The sequence below is a fragment of the Variovorax sp. F042 genome (assembly GCF_057814215.1).
The window spans coordinates 24,469-48,244 of sequence record NZ_JBVASX010000005.1 but is presented as its reverse complement, the minus strand read 5'-3'; the positions used below and the strand labels follow the sequence as shown (position 1 = coordinate 48,244).

25 protein-coding genes are annotated in these 23,776 nt (G+C 67.6%); 11 read left to right on the top strand and 14 right to left on the bottom strand.

What is annotated here, in order from left to right; translation table 11 throughout:
• The first annotated feature begins 47 nt into the window (after positions 1-47).
• From ACZYSP_RS17980 to ACZYSP_RS17960, 5 genes are all read left to right on the top strand, one after another.
• Positions 48-1,043, top strand: a complete 996-nt coding sequence (locus ACZYSP_RS17980) for a Bug family tripartite tricarboxylate transporter substrate binding protein (RefSeq protein ID WP_489015664.1) — start codon at positions 48-50, stop codon at positions 1,041-1,043.
• 7 nt (positions 1,044-1,050) lie between these two features.
• Entirely contained in the window at positions 1,051-2,022 is a 972-nt protein-coding gene (locus ACZYSP_RS17975; RefSeq protein ID WP_489015662.1) for an amidohydrolase family protein, read from the top strand.
• A gap of 1 nt (position 2,023) precedes the next feature.
• Complete coding sequence (locus ACZYSP_RS17970; protein ID WP_093057591.1) at positions 2,024-3,238, top strand: 3-hydroxybenzoate 6-monooxygenase; 1,215 nt, start codon at positions 2,024-2,026, stop codon at positions 3,236-3,238.
• Positions 3,239-3,254: 16 nt separating this feature from the next.
• Positions 3,255-3,665 (top strand): DoxX family protein, encoded by a 411-nt coding sequence (locus ACZYSP_RS17965; protein WP_489015659.1) that lies wholly within the window; start codon positions 3,255-3,257, stop codon positions 3,663-3,665.
• A 135-nt stretch (positions 3,666-3,800) separates the two neighbouring features.
• Positions 3,801-4,862, top strand: a complete 1,062-nt coding sequence (locus ACZYSP_RS17960) for a maleylacetate reductase (protein ID WP_093057593.1) — start codon at positions 3,801-3,803, stop codon at positions 4,860-4,862.
• Positions 4,863-4,886: 24 nt separating this feature from the next.
• Here ACZYSP_RS17960 and ACZYSP_RS17955 read toward each other — a convergent pair whose 3' ends face one another.
• Positions 4,887-5,243: an alpha/beta hydrolase gene (locus ACZYSP_RS17955; protein ID WP_489015657.1), complete on the bottom strand. Its 357-nt coding sequence runs from the start codon at positions 5,241-5,243 to the stop codon at positions 4,887-4,889.
• A 114-nt stretch (positions 5,244-5,357) separates the two neighbouring features.
• Positions 5,358-7,022, bottom strand: a complete 1,665-nt coding sequence (locus ACZYSP_RS17950) for an adenylate/guanylate cyclase domain-containing protein (RefSeq protein ID WP_489015655.1) — start codon at positions 7,020-7,022, stop codon at positions 5,358-5,360.
• 56 nt (positions 7,023-7,078) lie between these two features.
• Here ACZYSP_RS17950 and ACZYSP_RS17945 point away from each other — a divergent pair, with 56 nt between their 5' ends.
• A complete protein-coding gene (locus ACZYSP_RS17945) occupies positions 7,079-7,798 on the top strand; it encodes a Crp/Fnr family transcriptional regulator (protein WP_489015653.1) in 720 nt (239 codons plus the stop codon).
• Between the two features lie 12 nt (positions 7,799-7,810).
• Here the strand turns inward: ACZYSP_RS17945 and ACZYSP_RS17940 are convergent, their stop codons facing one another.
• Both ACZYSP_RS17940 and ACZYSP_RS17935 read right to left on the bottom strand, forming a co-directional pair.
• Positions 7,811-8,284: a DoxX family protein gene (locus ACZYSP_RS17940; RefSeq protein WP_093057597.1), complete on the bottom strand. Its 474-nt coding sequence runs from the start codon at positions 8,282-8,284 to the stop codon at positions 7,811-7,813.
• A 131-nt stretch (positions 8,285-8,415) separates the two neighbouring features.
• Complete coding sequence (locus ACZYSP_RS17935; RefSeq protein ID WP_307617052.1) at positions 8,416-9,345, bottom strand: LysR family transcriptional regulator; 930 nt, start codon at positions 9,343-9,345, stop codon at positions 8,416-8,418.
• A 157-nt stretch (positions 9,346-9,502) separates the two neighbouring features.
• Here ACZYSP_RS17935 and ACZYSP_RS17930 point away from each other — a divergent pair, with 157 nt between their 5' ends.
• From ACZYSP_RS17930 to ACZYSP_RS17915, 4 genes are all read left to right on the top strand, one after another.
• A complete protein-coding gene (locus ACZYSP_RS17930; RefSeq protein WP_489015650.1) occupies positions 9,503-10,342 on the top strand; it encodes an intradiol ring-cleavage dioxygenase in 840 nt (279 codons plus the stop codon).
• 33 nt (positions 10,343-10,375) lie between these two features.
• On the top strand, positions 10,376-10,981 hold the full coding sequence (locus tag ACZYSP_RS17925; RefSeq protein WP_489015648.1) for a nuclear transport factor 2 family protein: 606 nt from the start codon (positions 10,376-10,378) through the stop codon (positions 10,979-10,981).
• Positions 10,982-10,987: 6 nt separating this feature from the next.
• Positions 10,988-11,968, top strand: coding sequence for a Bug family tripartite tricarboxylate transporter substrate binding protein (locus ACZYSP_RS17920; RefSeq protein ID WP_489015646.1), 981 nt, complete (start codon positions 10,988-10,990; stop codon positions 11,966-11,968).
• Between the two features lie 88 nt (positions 11,969-12,056).
• Complete coding sequence (locus ACZYSP_RS17915; RefSeq protein WP_093079571.1) at positions 12,057-12,815, top strand: sulfite exporter TauE/SafE family protein; 759 nt, start codon at positions 12,057-12,059, stop codon at positions 12,813-12,815.
• 15 nt (positions 12,816-12,830) lie between these two features.
• Here ACZYSP_RS17915 and ACZYSP_RS17910 read toward each other — a convergent pair whose 3' ends face one another.
• From ACZYSP_RS17910 to ACZYSP_RS17890, 5 genes are all read right to left on the bottom strand, one after another.
• The gene (locus ACZYSP_RS17910) at positions 12,831-13,190 is read right to left on the bottom strand and encodes a DUF1428 domain-containing protein (protein ID WP_093057602.1); all 360 of its coding nucleotides are present in this window, start codon (positions 13,188-13,190) and stop codon (positions 12,831-12,833) included.
• Positions 13,191-13,260: 70 nt separating this feature from the next.
• Positions 13,261-14,733, bottom strand: coding sequence for a DHA2 family efflux MFS transporter permease subunit (locus tag ACZYSP_RS17905; protein WP_093079568.1), 1,473 nt, complete (start codon positions 14,731-14,733; stop codon positions 13,261-13,263).
• 37 nt (positions 14,734-14,770) lie between these two features.
• A complete protein-coding gene (locus ACZYSP_RS17900; protein WP_093057604.1) occupies positions 14,771-15,190 on the bottom strand; it encodes a VOC family protein in 420 nt (139 codons plus the stop codon).
• A gap of 17 nt (positions 15,191-15,207) precedes the next feature.
• On the bottom strand, positions 15,208-15,735 hold the full coding sequence (locus ACZYSP_RS17895) for an SRPBCC family protein (protein ID WP_093177530.1): 528 nt from the start codon (positions 15,733-15,735) through the stop codon (positions 15,208-15,210).
• A gap of 42 nt (positions 15,736-15,777) precedes the next feature.
• On the bottom strand, positions 15,778-16,215 hold the full coding sequence (locus ACZYSP_RS17890; RefSeq protein WP_093079560.1) for a VOC family protein: 438 nt from the start codon (positions 16,213-16,215) through the stop codon (positions 15,778-15,780).
• Positions 16,216-16,345: 130 nt separating this feature from the next.
• Here ACZYSP_RS17890 and ACZYSP_RS17885 point away from each other — a divergent pair, with 130 nt between their 5' ends.
• Positions 16,346-16,999: a TetR/AcrR family transcriptional regulator gene (locus ACZYSP_RS17885; protein ID WP_489015641.1), complete on the top strand. Its 654-nt coding sequence runs from the start codon at positions 16,346-16,348 to the stop codon at positions 16,997-16,999.
• 15 nt (positions 17,000-17,014) lie between these two features.
• On the opposite strand, the gene ACZYSP_RS17880 is transcribed toward ACZYSP_RS17885, so the two are convergent.
• Genes ACZYSP_RS17880 through ACZYSP_RS17860 form a run of 5 tightly spaced genes read right to left on the bottom strand, consistent with a single transcriptional unit; the run spans position 17,015 to position 23,671 of the window.
• Entirely contained in the window at positions 17,015-17,506 is a 492-nt protein-coding gene (locus ACZYSP_RS17880; RefSeq protein ID WP_093079558.1) for a MarR family winged helix-turn-helix transcriptional regulator, read from the bottom strand.
• Positions 17,507-17,552: 46 nt separating this feature from the next.
• Positions 17,553-19,310 carry an acyl-CoA dehydrogenase family protein gene (locus ACZYSP_RS17875; RefSeq protein ID WP_489015639.1) on the bottom strand — a complete coding sequence of 586 codons (1,758 nt, stop codon included), beginning with the start codon at positions 19,308-19,310 and terminating at the stop codon, positions 17,553-17,555.
• A 21-nt stretch (positions 19,311-19,331) separates the two neighbouring features.
• Positions 19,332-21,077 carry a tannase/feruloyl esterase family alpha/beta hydrolase gene (locus ACZYSP_RS17870; protein WP_426390371.1) on the bottom strand — a complete coding sequence of 582 codons (1,746 nt, stop codon included), beginning with the start codon at positions 21,075-21,077 and terminating at the stop codon, positions 19,332-19,334.
• A gap of 46 nt (positions 21,078-21,123) precedes the next feature.
• Positions 21,124-21,858, bottom strand: coding sequence for an ABC transporter ATP-binding protein (locus tag ACZYSP_RS17865; RefSeq protein WP_093057611.1), 735 nt, complete (start codon positions 21,856-21,858; stop codon positions 21,124-21,126).
• Between the two features lies 1 nt (position 21,859).
• The gene (locus ACZYSP_RS17860) at positions 21,860-23,671 is read right to left on the bottom strand and encodes a branched-chain amino acid ABC transporter ATP-binding protein/permease (protein ID WP_489015636.1); all 1,812 of its coding nucleotides are present in this window, start codon (positions 23,669-23,671) and stop codon (positions 21,860-21,862) included.
• Positions 23,672-23,776: the final 105 nt, after the last annotated feature.

The following is a 23,776-nucleotide window of genomic DNA, read 5'->3' as shown; positions in this document are numbered from 1 at the left end:
TAGTCCGCCGCAATTACTTGAATAATCAAGCAAATATGGAGACGATCATGAGCCTGAAGCCTTTACGCCGAGCTGCCGTCGCATGTGCCGTTGCACTGTCTTTCCTGGGAACGATGCCGCTGGCAAACGCTCAGGGAACGGCTACCAAGTGGCCCCAGCAGGCGGTGCGTTTCGTGGTGCCGTTCCCCGCAGGGTCGGCGCCTGACGTGCTGATCCGCCATGTGGGCGCCAAGCTCGGCGAGAAGTGGGGACAAGGCGTGATCGTCGACAACAAGCCCGGCGGCAGCGGCGTGATCGGCATGAACGCGATCCTGGCTGCGCCTGCCGATGGCTACACCTTCGGCTTCGTGCAGGGCTCGGCCATCTCGGTGGCGCCGAGCACCATCAAGGGCGTGACCTACGACTTCAACCGCGACTTCGTGCCGGTCACGCTCGCGGCCGTCGCGCCTTTCATGCTCGCGGTACCAGCCAATTCACCCTACAAGACGCTGGCCGACTTCATCGCCGCCGCACGCGCCAAACCGCAGGGCATCGAGGTGGCAGACAACGGCCGCGGCACCGCGCCGCACCTGGCTTCGGCATTGCTTGGGCTGCAGTCGGGCGCGCAGTTTCTCGAAGTGCACTACCCGGGCGGTGCACAGGCCATGCAGGCCACGCTGGGCGGGCAGACCCAGATGATGGTCGAGACCTACAACGTGGTCGCCGGCAACGTGCAGGGCGGGCGCATGCGCGTGCTGGCCAGCATGGGCGACCGCGTCGAGGCCGGGCTGGAGCAGTTCCCGCTTGCGAGCAAGACAGTGCCCGGTGCGGTGGCGCACGGCTGGTTTGCCGTCATCGCGAAGAAGGGCGTCGACCCGCAGGTGCTCGCGAAGCTCAACAAGGACATGAACGAGGCGCTGCTGCTGCCCGACGTGGTGGCCAAGTCGCGCGAGCTGGGCACTTACCCGCGCCCGGGCACTCCCGAACAGCTGGCGCGCTACATCGCCGACGACCGCAAGACCTGGCAGGACGTGCTGGACAAGCTCAACATCAAACCGGAGTGATTCATCGATGAAGAACAAGATAGCGCTCGAAGAGCATTTCGCGATCGACCTGACGATCGCCGACTCGCAGGTATACGCCCGCCCCGAGGTATGGCAGGGCCTGAAGAACAACCTGCTCGACTTCGAGCAGCAGCGCATCGAGCAAATGGACGAGTGGGGCACCGAGCTGTCGATCCTCTCGCTCAACTCGCCGGCGGTGCAGGCCATTCCCGATGCGAAGCGCGCCGTCGAAGTCGCGCAGCGCGCCAACGACGTGCTGGCCGAGCAGACGAAGCGCCATCCCACGCGCTTTGGTGGGTTCGCGGCGTTGCCCATGCAAGACCCCGAGGCGGCCGCGCGCGAGCTGGAGCGTTGCGTGACGCAGCTGGGCTTCCACGGCTTCCTGGTCAACGGCTTCTCGCAGGTGGGCGACGAGAACACCGTCGTCTACTACGACGACCCGCGCTTCGCCGACTTCTGGGCCGTCGCCGCTGCATTGAAGAAACCCTTCTACATGCACCCGCGCGACCCGTTGCTGAGCCGCGAGCCCATCTACGAAGGAGCGCACTGGCTCACCGGCCCAACCTGGGCCTTCGCGGTGGAGACCGGCCTGCATGCGCTGCGCATCATGTCGAGCGGCCTGTTCGACCGGCACCCCGACCTGCAGATGATCCTCGGCCACTTCGGCGAGGGCATTCCCTTCAACATCTGGCGCGTCGACCACATCCTGCGAAAGGGCCGGCGCGGCATGCCCTGCGACAAGGAAATCGGCGACTACCTGCGCAGCAACGTGCACATCACGACCAGCGGCAACTTCCGCACGCCCACGCTGCTGTCGACCATGCTCGAAGTGGGGGCGGACCGCATCATGTATTCGGTCGACTACCCGTTCGAGAAGCATGAAGACGCGGCCCGCTGGTTCGACAAGTGCGAGATCAGCGAGAACGACCGCCAGAAGATCGGCCGCGACAACGCGCGCAAGCTGTTCGGATTGAAGTGACATGCGCACCGTGAAAGACACCCGCCCCGTGCTCGTGGCCGGCGGCGGCATCGGCGGGCTCGCCGCTGCGCTGGCATTGGTGCGCGAGGGCTATCGCGTGAAGGTGATCGAGCAGGCGGGCCAGATCGGCGAGATCGGTGCCGGCATCCAGCTCAGCCCCAACGCCTTCGCGGCTTGCGACGCGTTGGGCGTGGGCGAGCATCTGCGCGCCAAGGCGGTCTACACCGAAGAGATGGTGATGTTCGATGCCATCGACGCGAAGCGCGTGGCGAGCATCTCGTTGTCCGATCGCTTTCGCGAGCGCTTCGGCAACCCCTATGCGGTGATCCACCGCGCCGACATCCATGGTGCGTTGCTCGAAGGCGTGAAGGCCACGACAGAAGGCATCGAGTTCCTCACCTCGACCAAGGTCGTGCACATCGAGCAGGACGATGCAGGCGTGACGCTGATCGATGCACAGGGCGGCCGTCACGAGGGCCAGGCCGTGATCGGCTGCGACGGCGTGCGCTCGGCGGTGCGCCAACAGTACGTGGGCGACAGCATCCGCGTATCGGGCCATGTGGTGTTTCGTGCCGTGATCGACACGGCCGACTTCCCCGAGGCGCTGCGCTTCACCGCGCCATGCATCTGGGTCGGGCCCAACTGCCACCTGGTGCACTACCCGTTGAAGGGCGGCGACAAGTTCAACATGGCGGTCACCTTCCATAGCGACCAGCCTGAGGAATGGGGTTCGATGGACGGTGACCCAGCCGAGGTGCAGCGCTACTTCCGCCCGACCTGCGAGCAGGTGCAGCAGCTGCTGCGCATTCCGAAAGCGTGGAAGCGCTATTCCACAGCCGACCGCAACCCCATCGAGCAATGGACATTCGGCCGCGCCACGCTGCTGGGCGATGCGGCGCACCCGATGGTGCAGTACCTGGCGCAGGGCGCGTGCATGGCCTGCGAGGACGCCGTGACGCTGGGCCTCGCGCTGCGCCGCGAAGAGGGCGACTGGCCGCGCGCGCTGGCTTTATACGAACGCTCCCGCGTTGCCCGCACCGCGCGTGTCGTGCTCTCGGCCCGCGAGATGGGCCGCATCTACCACGCCAAGGGCGTCGAGCGGCTGGTGCGCAACAGCATGTGGACGGGCAGGCCGCAGGAGCGCTTCTACGACGCGCTCGAATGGCTCTACGGCTGGACGGCCGCCAACTGCCTGGGCGACGAGAAGGCCGCGTGAAATTCAAGGAAACGACATGACGACAAACGAACCCTTTCGCGGCTGGACCGTGGCCGCCCGCGTGCTGATGGCAGTGATCTTCCTGGTCGCGGGTGTGCGCAAGCTCATGGCCTATGGCGCAACGCTCGGCTACTTCGCCAAGCTCGGCATCCCGCTGGCCGACGTGGTGCTGCCGTTGACCATCGCGCTCGAGATCGGCGGCGGGCTGCTGCTGATCGCCGGCTGGCGCGTGCAATGGGTTGCCGGCGCGCTGGCCTTGTTCACGCTGGCCACGGCCTTCGCAGCGCATGCGTTCTGGGCCGCCGACGCGGCGCAGTTCAATGCGCAGCTCAACAATTTCCTGAAGAACGTGGCCATGGCCGGCGGTTTCCTGCTGCTCATCGTTCAGTCGGGCGCTGGCGAGAGGACGGCCGGCTATCGAAGCTGAGCGGAAAACTCCTTTCCGTTCCTGTCGTTGAATGAGTAGGCGGCCCGGCGGGACACTCGCCCGGCGGGCCGCCGGCGTATCGTGATGCCCGGCATCGGCCGTTCATGAACATTCGAGAGACAAACAGGAAAAGCCATGACCACACCATCGTTCGTCTACACCAGCGTGCCCCAGCGGGTGGTGTTCGGCGCGGGCTCGCTGCAGCACCTGGCGCGCGAGATCGACCTACTAGGTGCGCGCCGGGCCCTGGTGCTGTCCACGCCCGAGCAGCGCCCGCAGGCCGAGCGCGTGGCCGACATGCTGGGCGCACACGCGGCCGGTGTGTTCGACCGTGCCGTGATGCATGTGCCGATCGAAACGGCGCGTGAGGCGCGGGAAGTGGCCGCCCGGCTGGGCGCGGATTGTGCCGTGGCCATCGGTGGCGGTTCCACCACCGGGCTGGGCAAGGCCATCGCGCTCGATTCGGGCCTGCCGATCCTCGCCATCCCTACAACCTACGCGGGCTCCGAGATGACGCCGATCTACGGCATCACCGAAGCCGGCATGAAGAAGACGGGCAAGGATTTCAAGGTGCTGCCGCGCACCGTCATCTACGACCCCGAGCTCTCGCTGGGCTTGCCCGTGGGCATGAGCGTGACCAGCGGCATCAACGCCATCGCGCATGCGGCCGAAGGGCTCTACGCGGTCGATTCGAATCCGATCATGGACCTGATGGCGCAGGAAGGCATTGCAGCACTGGGCCGCGCGTTGCCGGCGATCCGTGCCACGCCCAAGGATGCGAGTGCCCGCAGCGACGCGCTCTATGGCGCCTGGCTCTGCGGCACGGTGCTCGGCAATGTCGGCATGGCGCTGCACCACAAGCTGTGCCACACGCTGGGCGGCAGCTTCAACCTGCCGCATGCCGAGACCCACACCATCGTGCTGCCGCATGCGCTGGCCTACAACGCCGAAGCGGCGCCGCAGGCCATGGCGCGTATCGCGCAGGCGCTTGGGGGAAGCACTGCCGCGCAAGCCGTGTACGACCTTGCGCGCGACAACGGCGCGCCGGTTGCGCTGCGCGACATCGGCATGAAGGAATCCGATCTCGACCTGGCCTGCGAGCATGCGCTGAAAAACCAGTACCCCAATCCGCGCCCTCTGGAGCGCGATGCGATTCGTGCCTTGTTGCAGAACGCGTGGGAAGGTGTGCGGCCCTGATTTGCGGCAGGGCCGCGTCGCCGCTTACAGGCCGGCCTGGCGCGTGAACGACACCGTCGGCTTGCTGTAAGCCGAGGGCACCTGGTCGCGGTAGAACGCGCGGCGGTCCAGGCTTTGCAGCGGGTCGTGAGCGGTGGCCACGGCCTGGTCGCGCACCGCATTGCGGTCGAGCGTGGAGTTGACGGCCAAAGTGCCTTCAGCGGCGCTGTCGGAGTAGGAGTTGCCGGCGCGCGTGGCAGCCACGGCTTCGGCCTGCACGTCCATGCGGCTGGCGGACGAGGTGATGGCGTGCACGCCTTCGTAGGTTTCAGCGTGCGCGCCTGCTGCGCCGAGCATGGCGAATGCGGCGGCGGAGATGGCGATGAGTTGCTTGGTGTTCATGATGCGAGTCCCTTTGACTGTCAGTGTGGGCGGCGGACATTCGTCGTTGCCACGGGATGCAGTGTGAAATCGCATCGTGGTTTGCGCTGTGCGTTTGCGCACCGCTTTCGGCAATTACAGCGAGGCGACGGCGTGCGGCGCGTAGAGCACCGCAAGAGGTTCGGAGCGTCCCCGCACGGTGAGCGTTTCGATCGCGCCCATGGCCTCCGCAACACCGGCCTGCTCGGCCGCGAACAGCGAGACGACGAGGCGCGATGCGGCCGTCTTCGAGTGGTCCTGCAGCCGGCTCGCGGTGTTGACCACTTCACCGATGGCCGTGAAGGTCGTGGTTTCCAGATAGCCCACTTCACCCACCGCCGCACGGCCCGCATGCAGGCCCATGCCGAACTCCAGCCGCTGGCCGAACTGCGCCTCGAAGCCTTCGCTCCATGCATCCATGCGCTGGCCGATCAGCTCGGTCGCGTGCAGTGCCTGCCTGCAGGCGGTGGGCAGGTCGCATTCGAGCCCGAAGATCGCCATCACGCTGTCGCCGATGAACTGGTTCGGCACGCCGCCGCTTTCGCGCACGGCCGCACCGACGGTGGCGAAGTAGCGGTCGAGCACATAGGCCAGGTCGAAGGGCCACTGCCGCTCCGACAGGCCCGACCAGCGCCGAAGGTCGACGAACAGGATCGCCACGTCGCGCTCGCGCCCGAAGCTGCCGACCGGCGCGGGCCGGCCTTCATTGGGCAGCGGCGCGAACAGCGGCGTGACCTCGACGTCGCCGCGCGGGCGCAGCTGGCAGGCCAGGCGCACGTCGGCCGGCGCGCGCACGCGTTCGAGCGTGCGCTGCTCGTCGCGGCCGGGTTCGCCGATGTGTTCGACCGGGCCGGCCACGCGCACGCGGCAGGTCGAGCAGCGCGCCCGTCCGCCGCAGATCGATACATGAGCGATGCCGTGCGAGCGGCTCGCTTCCAGCACGCTCCAGCCGCGCGGCACCTGCACCGTGCGGCCGGGGTAGCGCAGCGTGACCGATGGCTGCCGCGACCAGCGCGCAAAGCTGTTGCGCCCCCAGCGCGCCCCCAGCAGCGCGACCAGCGCCAGCCCGTAGAACCACTTGATGTTGCCTTCGGCCGTATTCAGCGCCTTGCCTTGCTCGGGCGTGGGAAGCACGGTGGGCGGCACGCCGCTCCACTGGAACTCGCGCCCCATGGAGACGAAGCCCATCGCCGCCGTCAGCGGCAGCACAACCGCAATGGCCAGCAGCAGGTAGGAAAAGCGTCGCCAGGCCGGCTGCGCCCGCAGTGCGAAATGCAGGCCCAGGCAGCCGTGGACCCAGGCCGCCAGCATCATCAGCAGCTGTGCGGCCGCGCCCTGCCAGTCCCACAGCCCCCAGACCACGCGCACATACGAGCCCTCGATGCCATAGGCCAGGTAGGCGCCGCGCATGGCAGTGAGGTGCGTGGCCAGCAGCAGCGGCAGCGCAAAGCCCAGCAGTACGCGCAGGCCTTCGAGCGCCGGCATGCGCAGGGTGCGGCGCTCCCACAGGGCGACCACGGCCAGCGCCAGGTGGGTGGCGGCCGCGCCGTACAGCAGCACGGTGCCTGGCAGGCTGTGCCAGAACTTCTGCACGCCGCGCAGCACGGTCTCGGCCGCGGCAAAGGAATAGATGCCCAGCGAATGGTTCAGCAGATGCGCCGTGATGTAGGCCATCAGCACCAGCCCGCTCGCCCAGCGGAGATTGCGCCGTGTCGGCGGTCTCAGGGAAAAAGGGGGAGCGTGAGGGGAACGTCTGTCCATGAACGGGTTCGAAGCGGCACCCGAGCATAATCCGCGCGCCCCTACCTAGCCCTGGCATGGCCAAACCTGAACTCACCCCCCGCTCCAGCCTCGCGCTGCGCCAGATCGCGCTGCTCGAAGGCCTTTCAGACCAGCGCCTGGACCTGCTGGCCCAGCAATGCCTGTGGCACAGCGTGGAAGCCGGCAAGCCCCTGCTGCTGCGCGCCGAGCAGCAGGGCGACCTGTTCCTGCTGGTCTCGGGCCGGGTGCGGGTGACGACCTACTCGGCCAACGGCCGGCAGGTGACTTTCCGCGATTCCGAAGCCGGCGAGCACTTCGGCGACATCGCCGCCATCGACGGCGGCCCGCGCTCCGCCGACGTGGTCACGCTCGAACCCAGCGTGGTCGCCAGCCTCGACCGCGCCGCCTTCATGGCCCTGCTGCACGATGAGCCGCTTGTGGCCCAGCGCGTGATGCTGCGGCTGGTGTCGCTGGTGCGGCAGTTGTCGGAACGTGTCATCGACCTGAGCACCCTCGGCGTGCAGAACCGGCTGCATGCCGAACTGCTGCGCCTGGCCCGCACCGCCGGTATCGACGGCAACCAGGCCCGGCTGGACCCGGCTCCCAAGCATGCGGCGCTGGCCAGCCAGATCAGCACCAACCGCGAGCAGGTCACCCGCGAGCTGAATGTGCTGGTGCGCAACGGCGTGCTGCGCAAGGACGACAAGGCCCTGCTGGTGGCCGACGTCGCCCGCCTGGAATTGATGGTTTCGCAGGTCAGGGGCGACGCCGGCTGAGCCGGAAGACGCTCAGTTCCAGCGACCCTTGACACCACCGATGGAGAAGCGGCCGGCACCCAGCAGCACCACCGTCAGCGCGCCGAACAGGTACAGGCCCTGCAGTTCCAGCGCCCAGCCGCCCTGCTTGGTCAGAGAGAACAGGTCGGCCATGTGCACCAGGCCGAAGGCCACCAGCATGTTGATGACCACCACGGCGGCGGCCGCGCGGGTGAAGACGCCCGCGATCATCAGTAGCGGCGCGACGATTTCGCCCACGTACACCAGGTAGGCCAGCCCACCCGGCAGCCCGGCCTTGGCCAGCATGCCGCCGATGAAGCCCACGCCGGCCGACAGCTTGAAGATGCCGTGCAGCAGCACCAGGAAGCCGATCGTCACGCGAATCAGCAGCTTGCCGGAATCGTCCAGCGCGGCGGGGGAGAGGGCGGAAAGCGGCGATGCGATCGGCGCACGCGGGGTGTTGGCGGCTGCGGCCTGGGTGTTCATGGCAGATCCTTGCTTGGTGGAAAACGGTGGTCCGCCGCGGAATGCGACGGTTGCGGTTCTAGTTTGCGAGGCCGCCGAAATGCGGGATGTGCGTTTACGCACATGTTTTGGCGAAAGGCCGTTTTGCCCGGTCAGTGGCTGCCGAAGTGGCCTGTCCACTTTCTTTCGTAGTCCATTTTTGCGAAATGCGCCGCCATGAAGTCGATGAAGCTGCGCACCTTCGCCGACAGGTGCTTGCGGCTCGGGTACGCCAGGTTGATCGTCAGGTGCGGCAGGTCCCAGTCGTCCAGCGTGGGCACCAGCCGGCCGGCCACGATGTCTTCGTAGACGATGTAGGTCGGCTGCACCAGGATGCCCATGCCGTCGAGCGCGGCGGCGCGCAGCACCTGGCCGTCGTTCGATTCGAGCAGACCCGTCACCGACACCGTGTGCGTCTCCCCGCCACGGCTGAAGCGCAGCTCGTTCGGGTTGTTGGCGTAGGTGTAGATCAGCAGCTTGTGCTGCTTCAGATCGTCCAGCGTCTTCGGAAAACCGTGCTGCGCAAAGTAGCGCGGCGAGGCCGCCAGGATGCGCCGCGTCTCGCCGAGCCGGCGGATCGTGACGTTCGAATCGGGCTCGTACTCGCGCGTGCGGATCGCCACGTCGATGTTGTTGTCGATCAGGTCGAAGTAGCGGTTTGCGGCCTCCACGTGCACCGTCACGCCCGGGTAGCGCTGCGTGTATTCGCGCAGCAGCGGTGCGATGTGATGGATCGAGAAAGAAAGCGAGGCCGTCACGCGCAGCACGCCGGTTGGGTTGAGCGCGGTGGCGTTCACCGTCGATTCGGCGTCCGCCAGGTCGGCCAGGATGGTGCGGGCGCGGCCGCAGAACTCGCGGCCGGTGTCGGTGAGGTACAGGCGGCGCGTATTGCGCTCGACCAGCCGCGCGCCCAGCCTTTCTTCGAGCGCACTCAGGTGGCGGCTCGCGGCGGCGTTGGAGAGGCCCAGCGCCTCGGCCGCGCGGCTCAGGCTGCCGGCATCGGCGATCTGCACGAGCAGGGCGATTTCGGTCCAGCGGTCCATGGGGTGGTGTCTCCAGGCTTGTTTTTCAGGGCCGGACGATTTTGGCGCAGGGCAGGCTCGACCGTTCCGCTGGGCGGAAAAATCATTTGCGCCCTGGTGCTTTCGTGCGAACGGCGTGCGGCCTACAGTGCGCCGAGACAACATGGAGACAGCCACGATGCGCAACCTCAACCAGGACAACATCACCCAGGCCGTGCTCGCGCGCTTCGCCGATACCCCCAGCCCGCGCCTGCACGAGATCATGACCAGCCTGGTGCAGCACCTGCACGCCTTCGCCCGCGAGGTGAAGCTCACCGAGGACGAGTGGTTCCAGGGCATCCAGTACCTCACCGCCACCGGCCAGAAGTGCGACGACAAGCGGCAGGAGTTCATCCTGCTGTCCGACGTGCTGGGCCTGTCGATGCTCACCATCGCGATGAACAACGACAAGCCTGCCGGCTGCACCGAGGCCACCGTGTTCGGACCCTTCTACTTCGAGGGCGCGCCCGAGTACGAGCACGGCGACGACGTGGCCAACGGCGCTGTAGGCGCGCCCTGCGACGTGTTCGCCACGGTGCGCGGGCTCGACGGCGAGCCGGTGGCCAATGCGGTGGTCGACGTGTGGCAGGCCGACGAAGGCGGCCACTACGACGTGCAGCACCAAGGGCTGGACCACGCAGAGAACCGCGGCCGCCTGCGCACTGCGGCCGATGGCTCGCTGCATTTCCGCAGCGTGCTGGCCGAGGCCTATCCGATCCCGGTCGATGGGCCCGTGGGCGACCTGCTGCGCGCGACCAAACGCCACCCGTGGCGGCCCGCGCATCTGCATTTCAAGATCGAGGCGCCGGGCTACGAACGGCTCATCACCCACGTGTTCCGCGACGGCGACCAGTGGCTCGACTCCGACGCGGTGTTCGCGGTGCGGCAGTCGCTGGTCGCGCCATGGAAGAAGCAGGACAACGGCCGCTGGCGGCTGGACTTCGACTTCGTGCTCAACCCGTTGAAGCAGCCTGCCTGATCCAAACAAAAAACAATGAAGGAGACAACGCAAATGACAGACACCCTGCAGCAGGAGCTGCTGATCCGCCGGATGATCGAGCGCTGGGCCGTGTGGCGCGACGCTGGCGACTGGGAGCGCTTCGCCACCGTTTGGCACCCCGATGGCGTGATGATGGCCACGTGGTTCCAGGGCCCGTACGCCGAATTCATCCGCGTCACGCAGGAGGGCTGGGCCAAGGGCGTGAGCATCCTGCACTTTCTGGGCGGCTCGGCCGTCGAGGTGGCTGACGAGCGCGCCATCGCGCAGACCAAGATGACCATCTCGCAGCGCGGCATGGTCGAGGGCGTGCTGTGCGATGTGGTGTGCACCGGCCGCTTCTACGACTTCGTGGAAAAGCATGGCGGCGAATGGAAGCTGCTGCACCGCCAGCCGATCTACGAGAAGGACCGCATCGACCCGGTGGACCCGGCGGCCACGGTGAAGCTCGATGCAGCCGTGCTGGCCGACCTGCCCGAAGGTTATCGCCACCTTGCGTACATCCAGCAGCGCATCGGCTACACGGTGAAGCTGGACATGCCGATGCTCAAGGGGCCGGCGGTGGAGGCGCTGTACCAGCGCGGCGCGCGCTGGCTCGCTGGCGGCGCACTCGAGCGCTGAACGGCCATGGACACCACACTCGACCGCCGCAGCGTCATGGCTGCGGCGCTGGCGATGCTCGCCATGCCGAAACTCGTGCTTGCACAAGACTGGCCTGCGAAGCCGCTCAAGCTCGTCGTGCCGCAGCCGCCCGGCGGCGGCTTCGACTTTGTCGGCCGGCTGCTTGGCGAGCGTCTGTCGCGCGCACTGGGCCAGCCCGTGATCGTCGACAACCGCTCGGGCTCCGGCACGGTGGTCGGCACCGACTTCGTCGCCAAGGCGCCGGCCGATGGCTACACGCTGCTGGTCGGCTCGGTGTCGAACCTCGCGCTCAACATGGGGCTGTACAAGAACCTGCCCTACGACTCGCTGCGCGACTTCGAGCCGCTGGGGCTGGCCGTGGCCTACAGCTACACGCTGATGGCGCGGAAAGACCTGCCGCAGGCCACGCTGAAAGACGTGGTGGCGTTTGCCAAAGCCAACCCGAAGAAGCTCAACTACGCATCGGCGGGCAACGGTTCAGGGCAGCATGTGATTGCGGCGGCGCTGTGGCAGCAGGCCGGTGTGGAGCTGACGCACGTGCCGTACCGCGGTGCGCAGGCGGCTTACCAAGACTTGCTTGGCGGTCGGGTCGATCTGTTCTTCGACCTTTCGCCGACGGCGCGGCCGCAGGTGGTGGCTGGCAACGCGAAGGCGCTTGCGGTGTCGGGTGCATCGCGGCTGCCGACGCAGCCTGACGTTCCCACCATTGGCGAGACTGGCGTGGCGAAGCTGGAGCTTGAATCGTGGTTCGGCCTCTTCGCACCGGCGAAGACACCGCCGGCGGTGCTGGAGCGACTGCGTGCCGAGCTTGCAAAGGTCATCGCAATGCCTGAGGTGATGGATTCGTTCGTGAAGGCCGGTGGCAAGCCGCTCGCGCTGTCGCAGGCTGACACGCACGCGCTGGTGCGCAAGGACGTGGAGCGTTGGAGTCGCACGGTGCGTGAGCTGGGTATTCAGCCGGAGTAGCGCCAGAGCGCCTGCACGGCGCGCCCTGTCCTGCTACGCTCGCGAAGCCCGCCGCCCCGGTGGGCTTTTTTCTGCGCTTCCTCTGCCCATGGCCTTTCCCCTCATCACCGACCCGCATTTCTATGCGGTCGCCATTCCCGCCGTGCTGCTGCTCGGCATCAGCAAGAGCGGGTTCGGCGCGGGCTTCGGTTCGCTCGCGGTGCCGATGATGGCGCTGGCCGTCACGGTGCCGCAGGCGGCCGCCATCCTGATGCCGCTGTTGCTGCTGATGGATGTGCTGGGCCTGGCGGCGTTCCGGCGCGACTTCGACCGTTCGCTGCTCAAGTTTTTGATTCCGTTCGGGCTGCTCGGCACGGTGATCGGCACGCTGCTGTTTCGCATGCTGTCGGCGCACACGGTGGCGGGCATCGTCGGTGTGTTCACGTTGCTGTTTCTGGCGCAGCGCCTGCTGCTTCCACCCAAGCCCAATGACCCGCTGCCTTCGCGCGGCGTGGGCGCGGTGCTGACCACGGTGTCGGGCTTCACAAGCTTCATCGCGCATGCGGGCGGGCCGCCCATCAATGCCTATGTGATTCCGCTGCGGCTGTCGCCGGTGGTCTTCACCGCAACGATGGCCTACTTCTTCTTCGTGGTGAATCTCAGCAAGTGGATTCCCTACGCGTGGCTCGGCCTGCTCGACTTTCGCACGCTGGCCACGTCGCTGGTGCTGATGCCGCTCGCGCCCCTCGGCGTGTGGGTCGGCATCCGCATCGCTCGGCGCATCGATGCGACCTGGTTCTATCGCTTCGTGTACCTGGGCATGTTGCTCACGGGCCTGAAGCTCGTCTATGACGGCTTCCTGGCCTGAGCGTGTCGGGCGAGGTCAGAGCTCGACGATGCTCTTGAAGCCACCGAAGATCATCCGCTTGGCATCGAAGGGCATGGTCTTCGGGTCCATTGCCGCGATGCGCGGGTCGGCCATGACCTTCGCGTTCACCGTGTCGCGGTGCTTGCGCGACTTGTAGACGATCCACGAGAAGGCCACGGTCTCGTCGGTCTTCAGCTTCACGCTCTGCGGAAACGAGGTCAGCTTGCCGGGCTTCACGTCGTCGGCGATGCACTCCACATATTCGATCGCGCCGTATTCCATCCAGACCTTGCCGGCCTTGCGCGCCAGCTTGCGGTAGGCCTCGACGTTGGCGGTGGGAATGGCGACGATGAAGCCGTCTACATAACGAGCCATGGGTGTTCTCCTGAATAAAGAGTGGAACCGTTGAAGAAAGAAAACCGGCGGTTGCATGGCGTGTTGCCGCTCACGATGCCGCCGTCTCCCGGGGTGCTCCTTTTCCGTCAGCCTTTTCGTTGTTCTCCATTTGCCCAGGCATGACGGTGCGAAGCAGCAAGGCCCCGATCAAACCCGCCGCCGCCGCGAACACGGCACCGACGAGAAACGCAAGGTTGTAGCCACCGGTGAGGGCCAGCGGCATCTGCGCGCCGGCCGCTTCCATCGACGCGCTGCGCGCTGCCGCGGCGCTGGCCAGCACGGCCAGGCCCAGTGCGCCGCCCATCATGAAAGAGGTGTTGACCACGCCCGAGGCCAGGCCCGAATCGGACGGGCTCACCTCGCTCATGGCCGCCAGCAGCACCGGATTGAAGGCCATGCCCGCGCCGAGGCCGAGCAGCATCATCCCGGGCAGCACGTCGGTCACGAAGCTGCCGTTGACCGGCGCGCGCGCGAACAGTGCCAGCCCGATGGCCGCGAGCCAGAGCCCGGCGGCCAGCGGTTTGCGAATGCCGAAGCGCATCACGATCTTGGCCGACAGGCCGAGCGAGAACACCGCCATGATCACGTTGGCCGGCAGGAAGGCCAGCCCGATCTGCATGGGCGTGTAGTTCAGCACCAGCTGCATGTACAGCGCCGAGATGAAGAACCACGCGAACATTGCCGCGGCCCACAGCACGCCGACCACGTTGGAGACCGACACGCTGCGCAGCTTGAACAGGCCCAGCGGCATCAGCGGATGCTGCACGCGCGACTCGATGCCGATGAAGATGGCCAGCAGCACCACGGCCGCGCCGAGCAGGCTCACCGTTTGCGTGGAGCCCCAGCCGGCCTCGTTGCCGTTGACCACGCCGTACACCGCGAGCATCAGCGACAGCGTGACGGTGATGGCGCCCGCAACGTCGAGCTTCTCGCCATGCGCATGGCCGCGCGCGCTGGGCAGCAGCGCCACGCACAGCGCGTACACGGCCACGCCGATCGGCAGGTTCACCAGGAAGATCCAGTGCCAGCTCAGCGTGCTCGTCAGCAGGCCACCCAGCAGCACACCGATGCTGCCGCCGCCCGCGCACACGAAGCCGTACACGCCCATGGCTTTTGCGCGGTCGGCCGGTTCGGTGAAGAGATTCATGATGAGCGAGAGCGACACGGCAGAGACCACTGCGCCGCCCAGGCCCTGCACCGCGCGCGCCGCCACCAGCAGGCCCTGCGAGGTCGAGACCCCGCAGGCCAGCGATGCCAGCGTGAACAGCACCAGGCCCGCGAGGAACACGCGGCGGTGGCCGTACAGGTCGCCGAGCCTGCCGCCCAGCAGCAGGAAACCGCCGAAGGTCAGCATGTAGGCGTTCACCACCCAGACCAGCGAGGTCTCGGTGAAGCCCAGGTCGGTACGGATCGAGGGCAGCGCCACATTCACGATGGTGGTGTCGAGCACGATCATCAGAACGCCGAGGCACAGCACCATCAATGCGAGCCAGCGCTTTCGGCTGTCGAGTTGGTTGGTCATGGGAAGTGCAATTCCTGTAGAGCGATGGGAGGAAGGGTCAGACCAGCGGCTTCCCGCCGTTGATCAGCCACGGCGTGCCGAAGCGGTCGGTCACCATGCCGAAGCCTTCGACCCAGAAGGTCTTCTCAAAGGGCATGGAGACCTTGCCGCCGTCGGCAAAGGCGTCGAACACGCGGCGCGCTTCGGCGACGGTATCGAGCGTCAGCGCGACGCCGAAGCCCTTCATGCCTTCGTACGGCTGGCCGGGCATGGAGTCGGAGGCCATGAGCATGCCGTCGCCGTAGGCCAGGGAGGCATGCATGATGCGCTTCTTCGCCTCGGGCGGGAACTGCTCGGTGTCGGGTGCTTCGCCGATGGTCATCATCATCTGCATGGTGCCGCCGAGCGTCTTCTCGTAGAAGCGCATGGCCTCTGCTGCGTTGCCGTCGAACGTGAGGTAAGCGTGGATGGGGGACATGAGGTTTCCTTGTGGGGTTACTTTTCGGTGGCCGTCTTGAGATTGGCAAGGCCTGCTTCGAAGTCCTTGCCGATCATCTGGTCCATGTTGAAGAAGATGCCCATGAGCTTTGCAACGTAAGGGCTGGGGCCATGCATGGCCCAGGTGACCTGCGTCGCATTGCCCTGGGGCTGCAGTGTGAATTCGGCCGTGTTGTGGCCTTCGAAGGGCTTGATGAAGTCGAGCTTGATCGCGACCTTCGACGAAGGCGTCGACTCAACGATCTCCATGCTCCCGGCACCCGCCTTGTCGTTGCCCTCCCAGGCGTAGGTTGCGCCCTTGCCGCTCGCCGTGCCGCCGAAGGTGCGCTTCATGGCGGGGTCGAGCTTCTCGTAGGGCGACCATGCGCTCCAGCGGTGGAAGTCGTCGATCAGCGGAAAGATCTTGTCGGCCGGCGCGTCGATGCGCGCAGTGCGTTCCACGCGGAAGGTGTCGGGCCGGGTGGCGGCGAAGATCAGCAGTGCGGCGATCGCGAGCACGATGACGAGGGCGATTTTCTTGAGCATGTCGGGAGCTTTTTCGGAAGATGGATTGGAGCGTGCGGGGAATCAGGTGGGGTGCGCGACGACCAGCAGCCAGCCCACGCCGAAGCGGTCGGTCAGCATGCCGAAGTTCGAGGTGAAGAAGGTCGGGATCAGCGGCTGCATGACCTGGCCGCCTTCGGCGAGTGCGTTGAACCACTTGACGACTTCGGTGTCGGTGTTGGCGGTGAGCGCGAGCATGATGCCCTCGAACTTCGCTTGTCCCGAGCAGCGGCCATCGGAGGCCATCAACTCGGTGTCGCCGATGCGGAACACCGCGTGCATCACCTTGTTTGCATCGGGTGTGCCGCCGGCGCAACCGGCTTCGGCGTTCTCTGAAGGGGCTCCTGCAGGCGCTTCGCTGTAGCGCATGAGCTGCACGACCTCGGCGCCGAGCGCCTTCTTGTAGAAGCCGAGCGCTTCGTCGCAGCGGCCTTCGAACGAGAGGTAAGACTGGACTTTCATGGCGATTCCTTTGGATTGGAGAGGTGACTCGGGGGCCCCGGTGTCATGGGCCGCAAACAATCGGATTACTTTGTGTACACCGTCCACAAAGAATAACAGGGATAATGGACAGTGTCCACATGGAATTGCAATGAAGCTCAACAACGTCCCCGACAGCCTGCCGCCCGCCCGCAGCACTTATCGCCACGGCGACCTGCGCCGGGCGCTGCTGGACGCGGGCATTGAACTGGCGCGCGACGGCGGCCCCGACGCGGTGGTGCTGCGCGAGGCCACGCGGCGCGCGGGCGTGGTGCCCAATGCGGCGTACCGGCACTTCGGCAGCCGGCAGGAGCTGTTGCTCGCGGTGCGCGAGGCGGCCCTCGCCGCGGCGGCGACCGCGATGGAAAAGGAGCTGGCGGTGCTGCCCTGCGACCAGCCGCCGGCAGACTTCGCACGGGCGCAGGTGCGCGCCGTCGGCACCGCCTATCTGCGCTTCGCGCAGGCCGAGCCGGGTCTATTCCGCACGGCCTTCGTGATCTCCGATGAGGGCAGCGGCGAACTCGGCCCGGGCAAGGCGGGCGCCGGTGGACTGGACCCGTTCCAGCTGCTGGGCAAGGCCATCGACCGGCTGGTGGATGCCGGCGTGCTCGACCCGGCGCGGCGCCCGAATGCCGAATACCTCGCGTGGAGCGCGGTGCACGGGCTGGCGCTGCTCATCATCGACGGGCCGCTGCGCGAGATGCCGGCCGAGGCTGCCCACAGCCTTGGCCAGCAATTGATCGATATGGTCGAGCGGGGCCTCTGAGCCCCCTTCAAAACGCTAGAAATAGATCTTCTGCAGCAGCCGGATCAGCGTCTCGCGTTCCCGCGCGGTCAGCTTGGCGCTGGCGTCGGCTTCGAGCTGGATCACGGTCTGCTCGGCCTCGCGGACCAGCGCCTCGCCAGCCGCCGTGAGATGCAGCCCGACGGCGCGGCCGTCATGCGGGTGGGGGCGGCGTTCGATCAGGCCCCGGCTGTCCAGCGTGGCCACCAGGCTCACGAGATTCGGCGGAAGGATGTCCAGCGCGTTGCACAGCTGTCGCGACGTGGCGCCCGGGTTGTGCGCCAGCAGCGACAGCACTGAAAAGTCGATCTGCTTCAGCCCGTAGGGCGCCATGCGCTCCGCAAAGAAGGCGCTGACGATCAGCCACGCTCGGCGCGCGTTGTAGCCGACCAGGGTTTCGAGCATGCGTGCGTCGAGCCGGTCCTGCTTGCCTTGCGGCACTACGGCCTGCTCGCCTTTCGCGGGGGCGGATTTCGGGGAGGGTGGCATGGCCCGAGCGTAACCGCGAGTGGATGCATGCGAGCGATTCGAGTGGCTAGTTGGCGACACCCGGGGGCGTCGCGGCATGATGGCTCAGGGCCACCGTCTCGCAGGCCCGCTTGACGATGCCCAGGCGCATTTCGAACTCGGGCAGCACCCAGCGGCGGAAGGCGGCCGCCGCCCGGGCCTTGTCAGCGTCTTGAGGCGCCACTGCCTCGATGCGCGCCCAGGCCCACGCCATCATCGCGAGCATCGTCACGCGCAGGTAGTCGTCGGCCACCTCGTAGGGCAGCACCGGGTTGGCATGCGCCGCCATCGCGACGGTGGTGCCCAGGTAGCGCAGTTGCGCCAGCCGGCGCTGCACGTCGGCATCGGCCTCGCGCGAGGCGTCGAGCGTGTCGCGCAGTTCGAGCAGCACGGCCGACATGCCCACGCCGCCGTCGGGCAACACCTTGCGCACCAGCAGGTCGATGGCCTGGATCTCGTTGGTGCCCTCGTAGATCATGGTCACGCGCGCGTCGCGCACGATCTGTTCGATGCCCCATTCGCGCACGTAGCCGTGGCCGCCGAACACCTGCAGGCATTCGCTCGCGCCGTGAAAGGCCTGGTGCGTGCACGCGGCCTTCAGCACCGGCGTGACGAACGAACACCAGCGCTGCGCTCGCTCGCGTGCCTTCGGGTCGGCGTCATGCGCGGCGACGTCGAGCATCAGCGCACTGCGGTAGGCGAGGGTGCGCGCACCGTCGATCCAGGCGCGCTGCGTATCGAGAATGCGGCGCACGGCCGGGTGTTCGGTGATCAGGTCGGCCGGCTCGCTGCCGCGGCTGGCGGGCACGGGGCCGGGGGCTCGCATCTGGCGGCGCTCGGCGGCATAGGCGTCGGCCTTCTGCCAGGCGGCGTCGAGCAGGCCGATGCCTTGCAGCGCCACATGCAGGCGCGCCGAATTCATCATCACGAACATCGCAGCCAGGCCGCGGCCGGGCTCGCCGACCAGCCAGCCGGTGGCATCGTCGAAGCGCATCGTGCAGGTGGGGCTGCCGTGCAGGCCCATCTTTTCTTCTATACGTTCGCAGTGCACCGCGTTGCGCGTGCCGTCGGGCAGCAGCTTCGGGACCAGCACCAGCGACAGGCCCTTGGGGCCGGCCGGCGCATCGGGCAGGCGACACAGCACGAGATGCACGATGTTCGGCGTCAGGTCGTGTTCGCCGCCGGAAATGAAGATCTTGCCGCCGTTCACCCGCAGGCTGCCGTCGGCCTGCCCCACCTGCGGTGTGGCGCGCGTGCGCACCTGGCCCAGGTCGCTGCCCGCATGGGCTTCGGTGAGGCACATGGTGGCGAGCCACTCGCCGGTCGCGATCTTCTGCAGATAGCGCTGCTTCAGCTCCTCGCTGCCGTGATGCTTGAGGCAGGCGTACGCGCCATGCAGCAGGCCGGGCGCCATCGTGAGGCCATGGTTGGCGGCGGCCAGCCATTCGTAGAGCACCGCTTCGAGCACCGCGGGCAGGCCCTGGCCGCCGTCTTCCGTCGCGGCCGACAGCGCGGGCCAGCCGCCGTCGACGAAGGCCTGGTACGCCTCGCGAAAGCCCGGCGGCGAGACCACTTCGCCGTCGACAAAGCGGCAGCCGATCTCGTCGCCGCCACGGTTGATGGGCGCCACCACCTCGCCGACGAAGCGGCTTGCCTCTTCGAGCACTTGCGACTGCAGGGCCTCGTCGACTTCGGCAAAAGGCGCGAGTGTGGCCAGGCGCGCGGGCGCGTCGAGCACGGCATTGAGCAGGAAGCTGACGTCTTCGGGGCGGGGCTGGTAATCCATCGGGGGCTCGGTAACTCGGTATCAAGGCGTCGGGAGCTTGCACGCGAAGCTGCTCGCGCGTTCGGTATCGCCGCCGGTGTAGGTTGCGACTTGCGGGTAGGGGCACAGCGGCCGCGTGCGTTGCGCCGACCAGTTGGCCGGCACCTCGGCGTTGGGCATCGGCGTGCCCGCGCCGCGCGCCGAGGCGGTAACCGATGCGGGCGCCTTGCCCTGCTCGACCCAGTCGACCAGCGCGCTCAGCATGTCGAACTGGTCGGTGGCCGGGCCGCCCGCGCAGTGGTTCATGCCGGGCACCGGGAAGTAGCGTGCGAACGACGAGGCATCGCCGCCATTCGCGGCCTGCACACGGTCGTACCAGGCTTGCGTGTCGTCGGACGAGAACACCGGGTCGCTGGTGCCGTGGTAGACGATCATGCGGCCTCCGCGGTTGCGCAACGCGCCCAGGTTGGCCGCGTCGGGCGGCGTCATGAACGACAGGGCCGATTCGCGGAACACGCCATCGGTGGCCGCGATGCGCGGTGCGTCGCGGTCCATGTCGAAGCCCAGCGCAAAGGGCAGGCCCTGCGGCCGGTCGGCCAGTGGCGGCGTGCTGAAGATGAAGCCCACGGCACCCGCGTCGCGCGTCGGCGGGCTCGCGAACTTCCACTCACGCCAGTTGGCGCCGCTCACGCCCGCGTCGAACGGGAAGCTGCTGTAGATCGGCTGGCCCGCGCTGTTGCGCGCGCCCTTGAACACGTCGGCAAGCGCCTTCTTCTGCGGCGCGCTGAGGCACATGCCGTCACGCGTACCCGCCGCGCAGGTGGGCACCGCCGTCTGGATGTCGAAGCGCGTCTTGCAGGCATTGACGTTCGACACGATGCCGTCGGCAAGGCCGTCGAGAGCGTCGCAGCGCTGCAGCACCTTGTCGGCCACCAGCTTCAGCTCGGCCGGCGTGAACGCGCTCTGCAGGTCGGGCTGGCCGGCGGGTGTCTTCGCGCTGGCCACCGCCGCGTATTGCTGCGCGCCGTAGAGCTGCGCGACTGCCGCCTTCGGCAGGTTGAAGCCGGGGTCGCCCGCGAGGATGCCGTCGTACTGGTCGGCCGAGCGCACGGCAGCCACCATTGCATGCCGCCCGCCGTTGGAGCAGCCACCGAAGTAGGAGCGGTCGGGTCCGCGGCCATAGGCCTTGGCGATCAGGTTCTTGGCCATCGGCGTGAGCTGCGAAACGGCGTTGTAGCCATAGTCGAGCCGCGCCTGCGGGTCGAGCCCGAAGCGCGGGCCCATCGAACCCGCATGGCCGGCGTCGGAACTGATGACGGCAAAGCCCATCTGCAGCGCGCTGCTGCGCGGGCCGCCACCGCCGATGCCGCCGAGCGCCGGCACCACGACGCCGTCGAGCCCGCCGTTGGCCTGGTAGAAGAAGCGGCCGTTCCACGCAACGGGCAGCCGCATCTCGAAGCCGATGGCATAGCGCTGGTTGTCGACGGGGCTCGTGCGCTCGTTCATGCGACCCTGCACGAGGCAGTGCGCGGGCGCGCTCATGGCCACGCCGCCGACCGTGACGGTGCCGGCCGGTACGTCAGTGACCGAGGTGTAGACCGTGCCCGGCAGCGCGGCGCGGGCGGCAAGGTCGGTGCAGGCCTGGAGCGTGCCGGGCCGCGCGGCGGCCAGCGGCGCATGCGGTGCCGTATTCGGTGCCGCGGGCCGGCCCGCGCAGGCCGCGAGCAACGCGGCAACGCCGAGCGCGGTTGCGCACAGGCCGAGGTGGACGTGGCTCTGTCGGGTCATCAAGTTGTCTCCTTGCCGCGCATGCCGCGGCTTTCTTTTCTTCTCGTCAGGCGGCTTTTCTTGCCGCGCCCAGGTAGGTGTCGATCACGCGCGAATCGACCGCGAGTTCTTGCGCCTTGCCTTCCAGGCTCACGCTGCCCATCTCGAGCACGTAGCCGTGGTCCGCCACTTCAAGCGCTGCGCGTGCGTTCTGTTCCACCAGCAGGATCGTCACGCCCGTGGCGCGCAGCGCATCGACCGTGCGGAAGATCTCCTGCACCACCAGCGGCGCCAGGCCCAGGCTGGGCTCGTCGAGCATCAGCAGCGTGGGGCGCGACATCAGTGCGCGGCCCACTGCCAGCATCTGCCGCTCGCCGCCCGACAGCGTGCCGGCCAGCTGAGCGCGGCGCTCCTTCAGGCGCGGGAACAGCGTGTAGACCTCGTCGATGCGGTCGCGCCACTGCCTGTTGCGCAGCCGCACCTGGCGGAATGCGCCCAGCACGAGGTTGTCTTCCACCGGCATGGTGCCGAACAGCTCGCGCTTCTCGGGCACCAGCGCAATGCCGAGCATCACGCGCTCCTCGAGCGACAGCGCTGAGATCGGCTGGCCCTTGAACTCGATGACGCCCTTGGCGGGCAGCACGCCCATCAGCGCATTGAGCAGGGTGGACTTGCCGGCGCCGTTCGGGCCGATGACGGTGACGACGCTGCCCTGGTCGGCCTGCAGGTCAATGCCGTGCAGCACTTCGGCGCGGCCGTAGCCGGCGTGCAGGTCGCGGATGCGGAGCAAGGGGGTTGTCATTTCAGTGCTCCGTGCCCAGGTACGCGGCGCGCACCTTGTCGCTGTTCTGCACCTCGGCGGGCGTGCCCTCCATCAGGTGCGTGCCGAATTCCATCACCACGATGTGGTCGCAGATGTCCATCACCAGTCCCATGTCGTGCTCGACCAGCAGGATGCTCATGCCTTCGCCGCGCAGTTGCCGCAGCACCTTGCCCAGCGCTTCCTTTTCCTTGTGGCGCAGGCCGGCCGCGGGCTCGTCGAGCAGCAGCAGGGCCGGGTCGGCGCACAGCGCGCGTGCAATCTCAAGCAGGCGCTGCTGGCCCATCGCGAGGTTGCCAGCGAGTTCGTGCAGCAAGGCGCCCATGCCCACGCGCTGCAGCTGGCGCTCGGCCTCGCGGAACAGCGCGCGCTCTTCGGCGCGGTCGATGCGCAGCATGGCTGCAATGGCGCCCTTGCGCCCGCGCAGGTGCGCGCCCAGCGCCACGTTCTCCAGCACCGTCATGTCGGCCACCATCTTCACGTGCTGGAAGGTGCGCGACACGCCGCGCTGCGCGATCTGCCGTGCGCCGAGCCCGCCGATGCCTTCGCCACGGAAGCGCACCGCGCCGCCCGAGAGGCCGAGCACGCCGGTCACCAGGTTGAAGGTGGTCGACTTGCCCGCGCCGTTCGGCCCGATCAGGCCGACGATCTGGCCGGCGCGCGTCTGGAAGCTGATGTCGTTAACGGCTACCAGCCCGCCGAAGGTCTTGCGGATGGCCTGCACGTCGAGCACCACCTCGCCGGCGGCCGGCTTGGCGCGCGCGGGCAGGTCCTTCGCGCCTTGCCAGTCGACGCTGCGGCGCGGACGCGGCAGGCGCCGGTCGATGAATGCCCAGAGCCCTTCGGGCAGGTACTTGAGCACCAGCACGATCATGATGCCGAACACGATCAGCTCGTAGCTGCCGGCCGTGCCGATCAGCTTGGGCAGCAGCACCTGCAGCTGGTCTTCGAGCAGCTTGACCACGCCCGAGCCGGCGATGGCGCCCCACACATGGGCCGCGCCGCCGAGCACCGCCATGAACAGGTACTCGATGCCCATCTTCAGGCCGAAGGGCGAGGGGTTCACCGTGCGCTGGAAGTGAGCGAACAGCCAGCCCGAGATCGACGCGAGCATGGCCGCCAGCACGAAGATGCCGATCTTGAAGCGCAGCGTGTTCACGCCCATGGCCTCGGCCATCTGCGAGCCGCCCGCCAGCGAGCGGATGGCGCGGCCGCTGCGCGAGTCGAGCAGGCGGATCACCGCGAATGCGGCAAGCAGCGCGAAGATCCACACCACCGCATAGAACATGCGCTGCTGCCCGACCTCGAAGCCGAATACGGTGAGGCCCTTCACGCCCAGGATGCCGTCGTACTTGCCGAGTGCATCGAGGTTGCCCATGAGGTAGTACAGCGACAGCGCCCAAGCGATGGTGGCCAGCGGCAGGTAGTGGCCCGACATGCGTAGCGTGATCGCGCCGATGATCGCAGCGCTGGCTCCGGTGAGCGCCAGCCCGATGAAGAGCGTGACCCACGGCGAGAGGCCGGTGTTCACCGTGAGGTAGGCGGTGGTGTACGCACCGATGCCCACGAAGGCCGCCTGCCCGAAGGAAGTGAGGCCGCCCACGCCGGTGAGCAATACCAGGCCGAGCACGGGCAGCGTGTAGATGCCGATGTAGTTGAGCTGGATGATCCAGAAGTCGGGCAGCGGGAGCAGCGGCAGCGCGATCAGCACCAGGATCAGCGCGAGCGGGCCCCAGGTGCGTAGCGCGCTCTTGTCGGGCACGCGGGCCGAAGATGGGTTCAGGAGCGCTTCCATTTTCAGTTGTCCATTGCGCTGTGCGCGACCCACGGCCCATGAGACCGGCGCGGCCAAGGCGCGGAACACCGCGGAACCGGCTCTGCCGGGCCGCTGGTGTTGCCC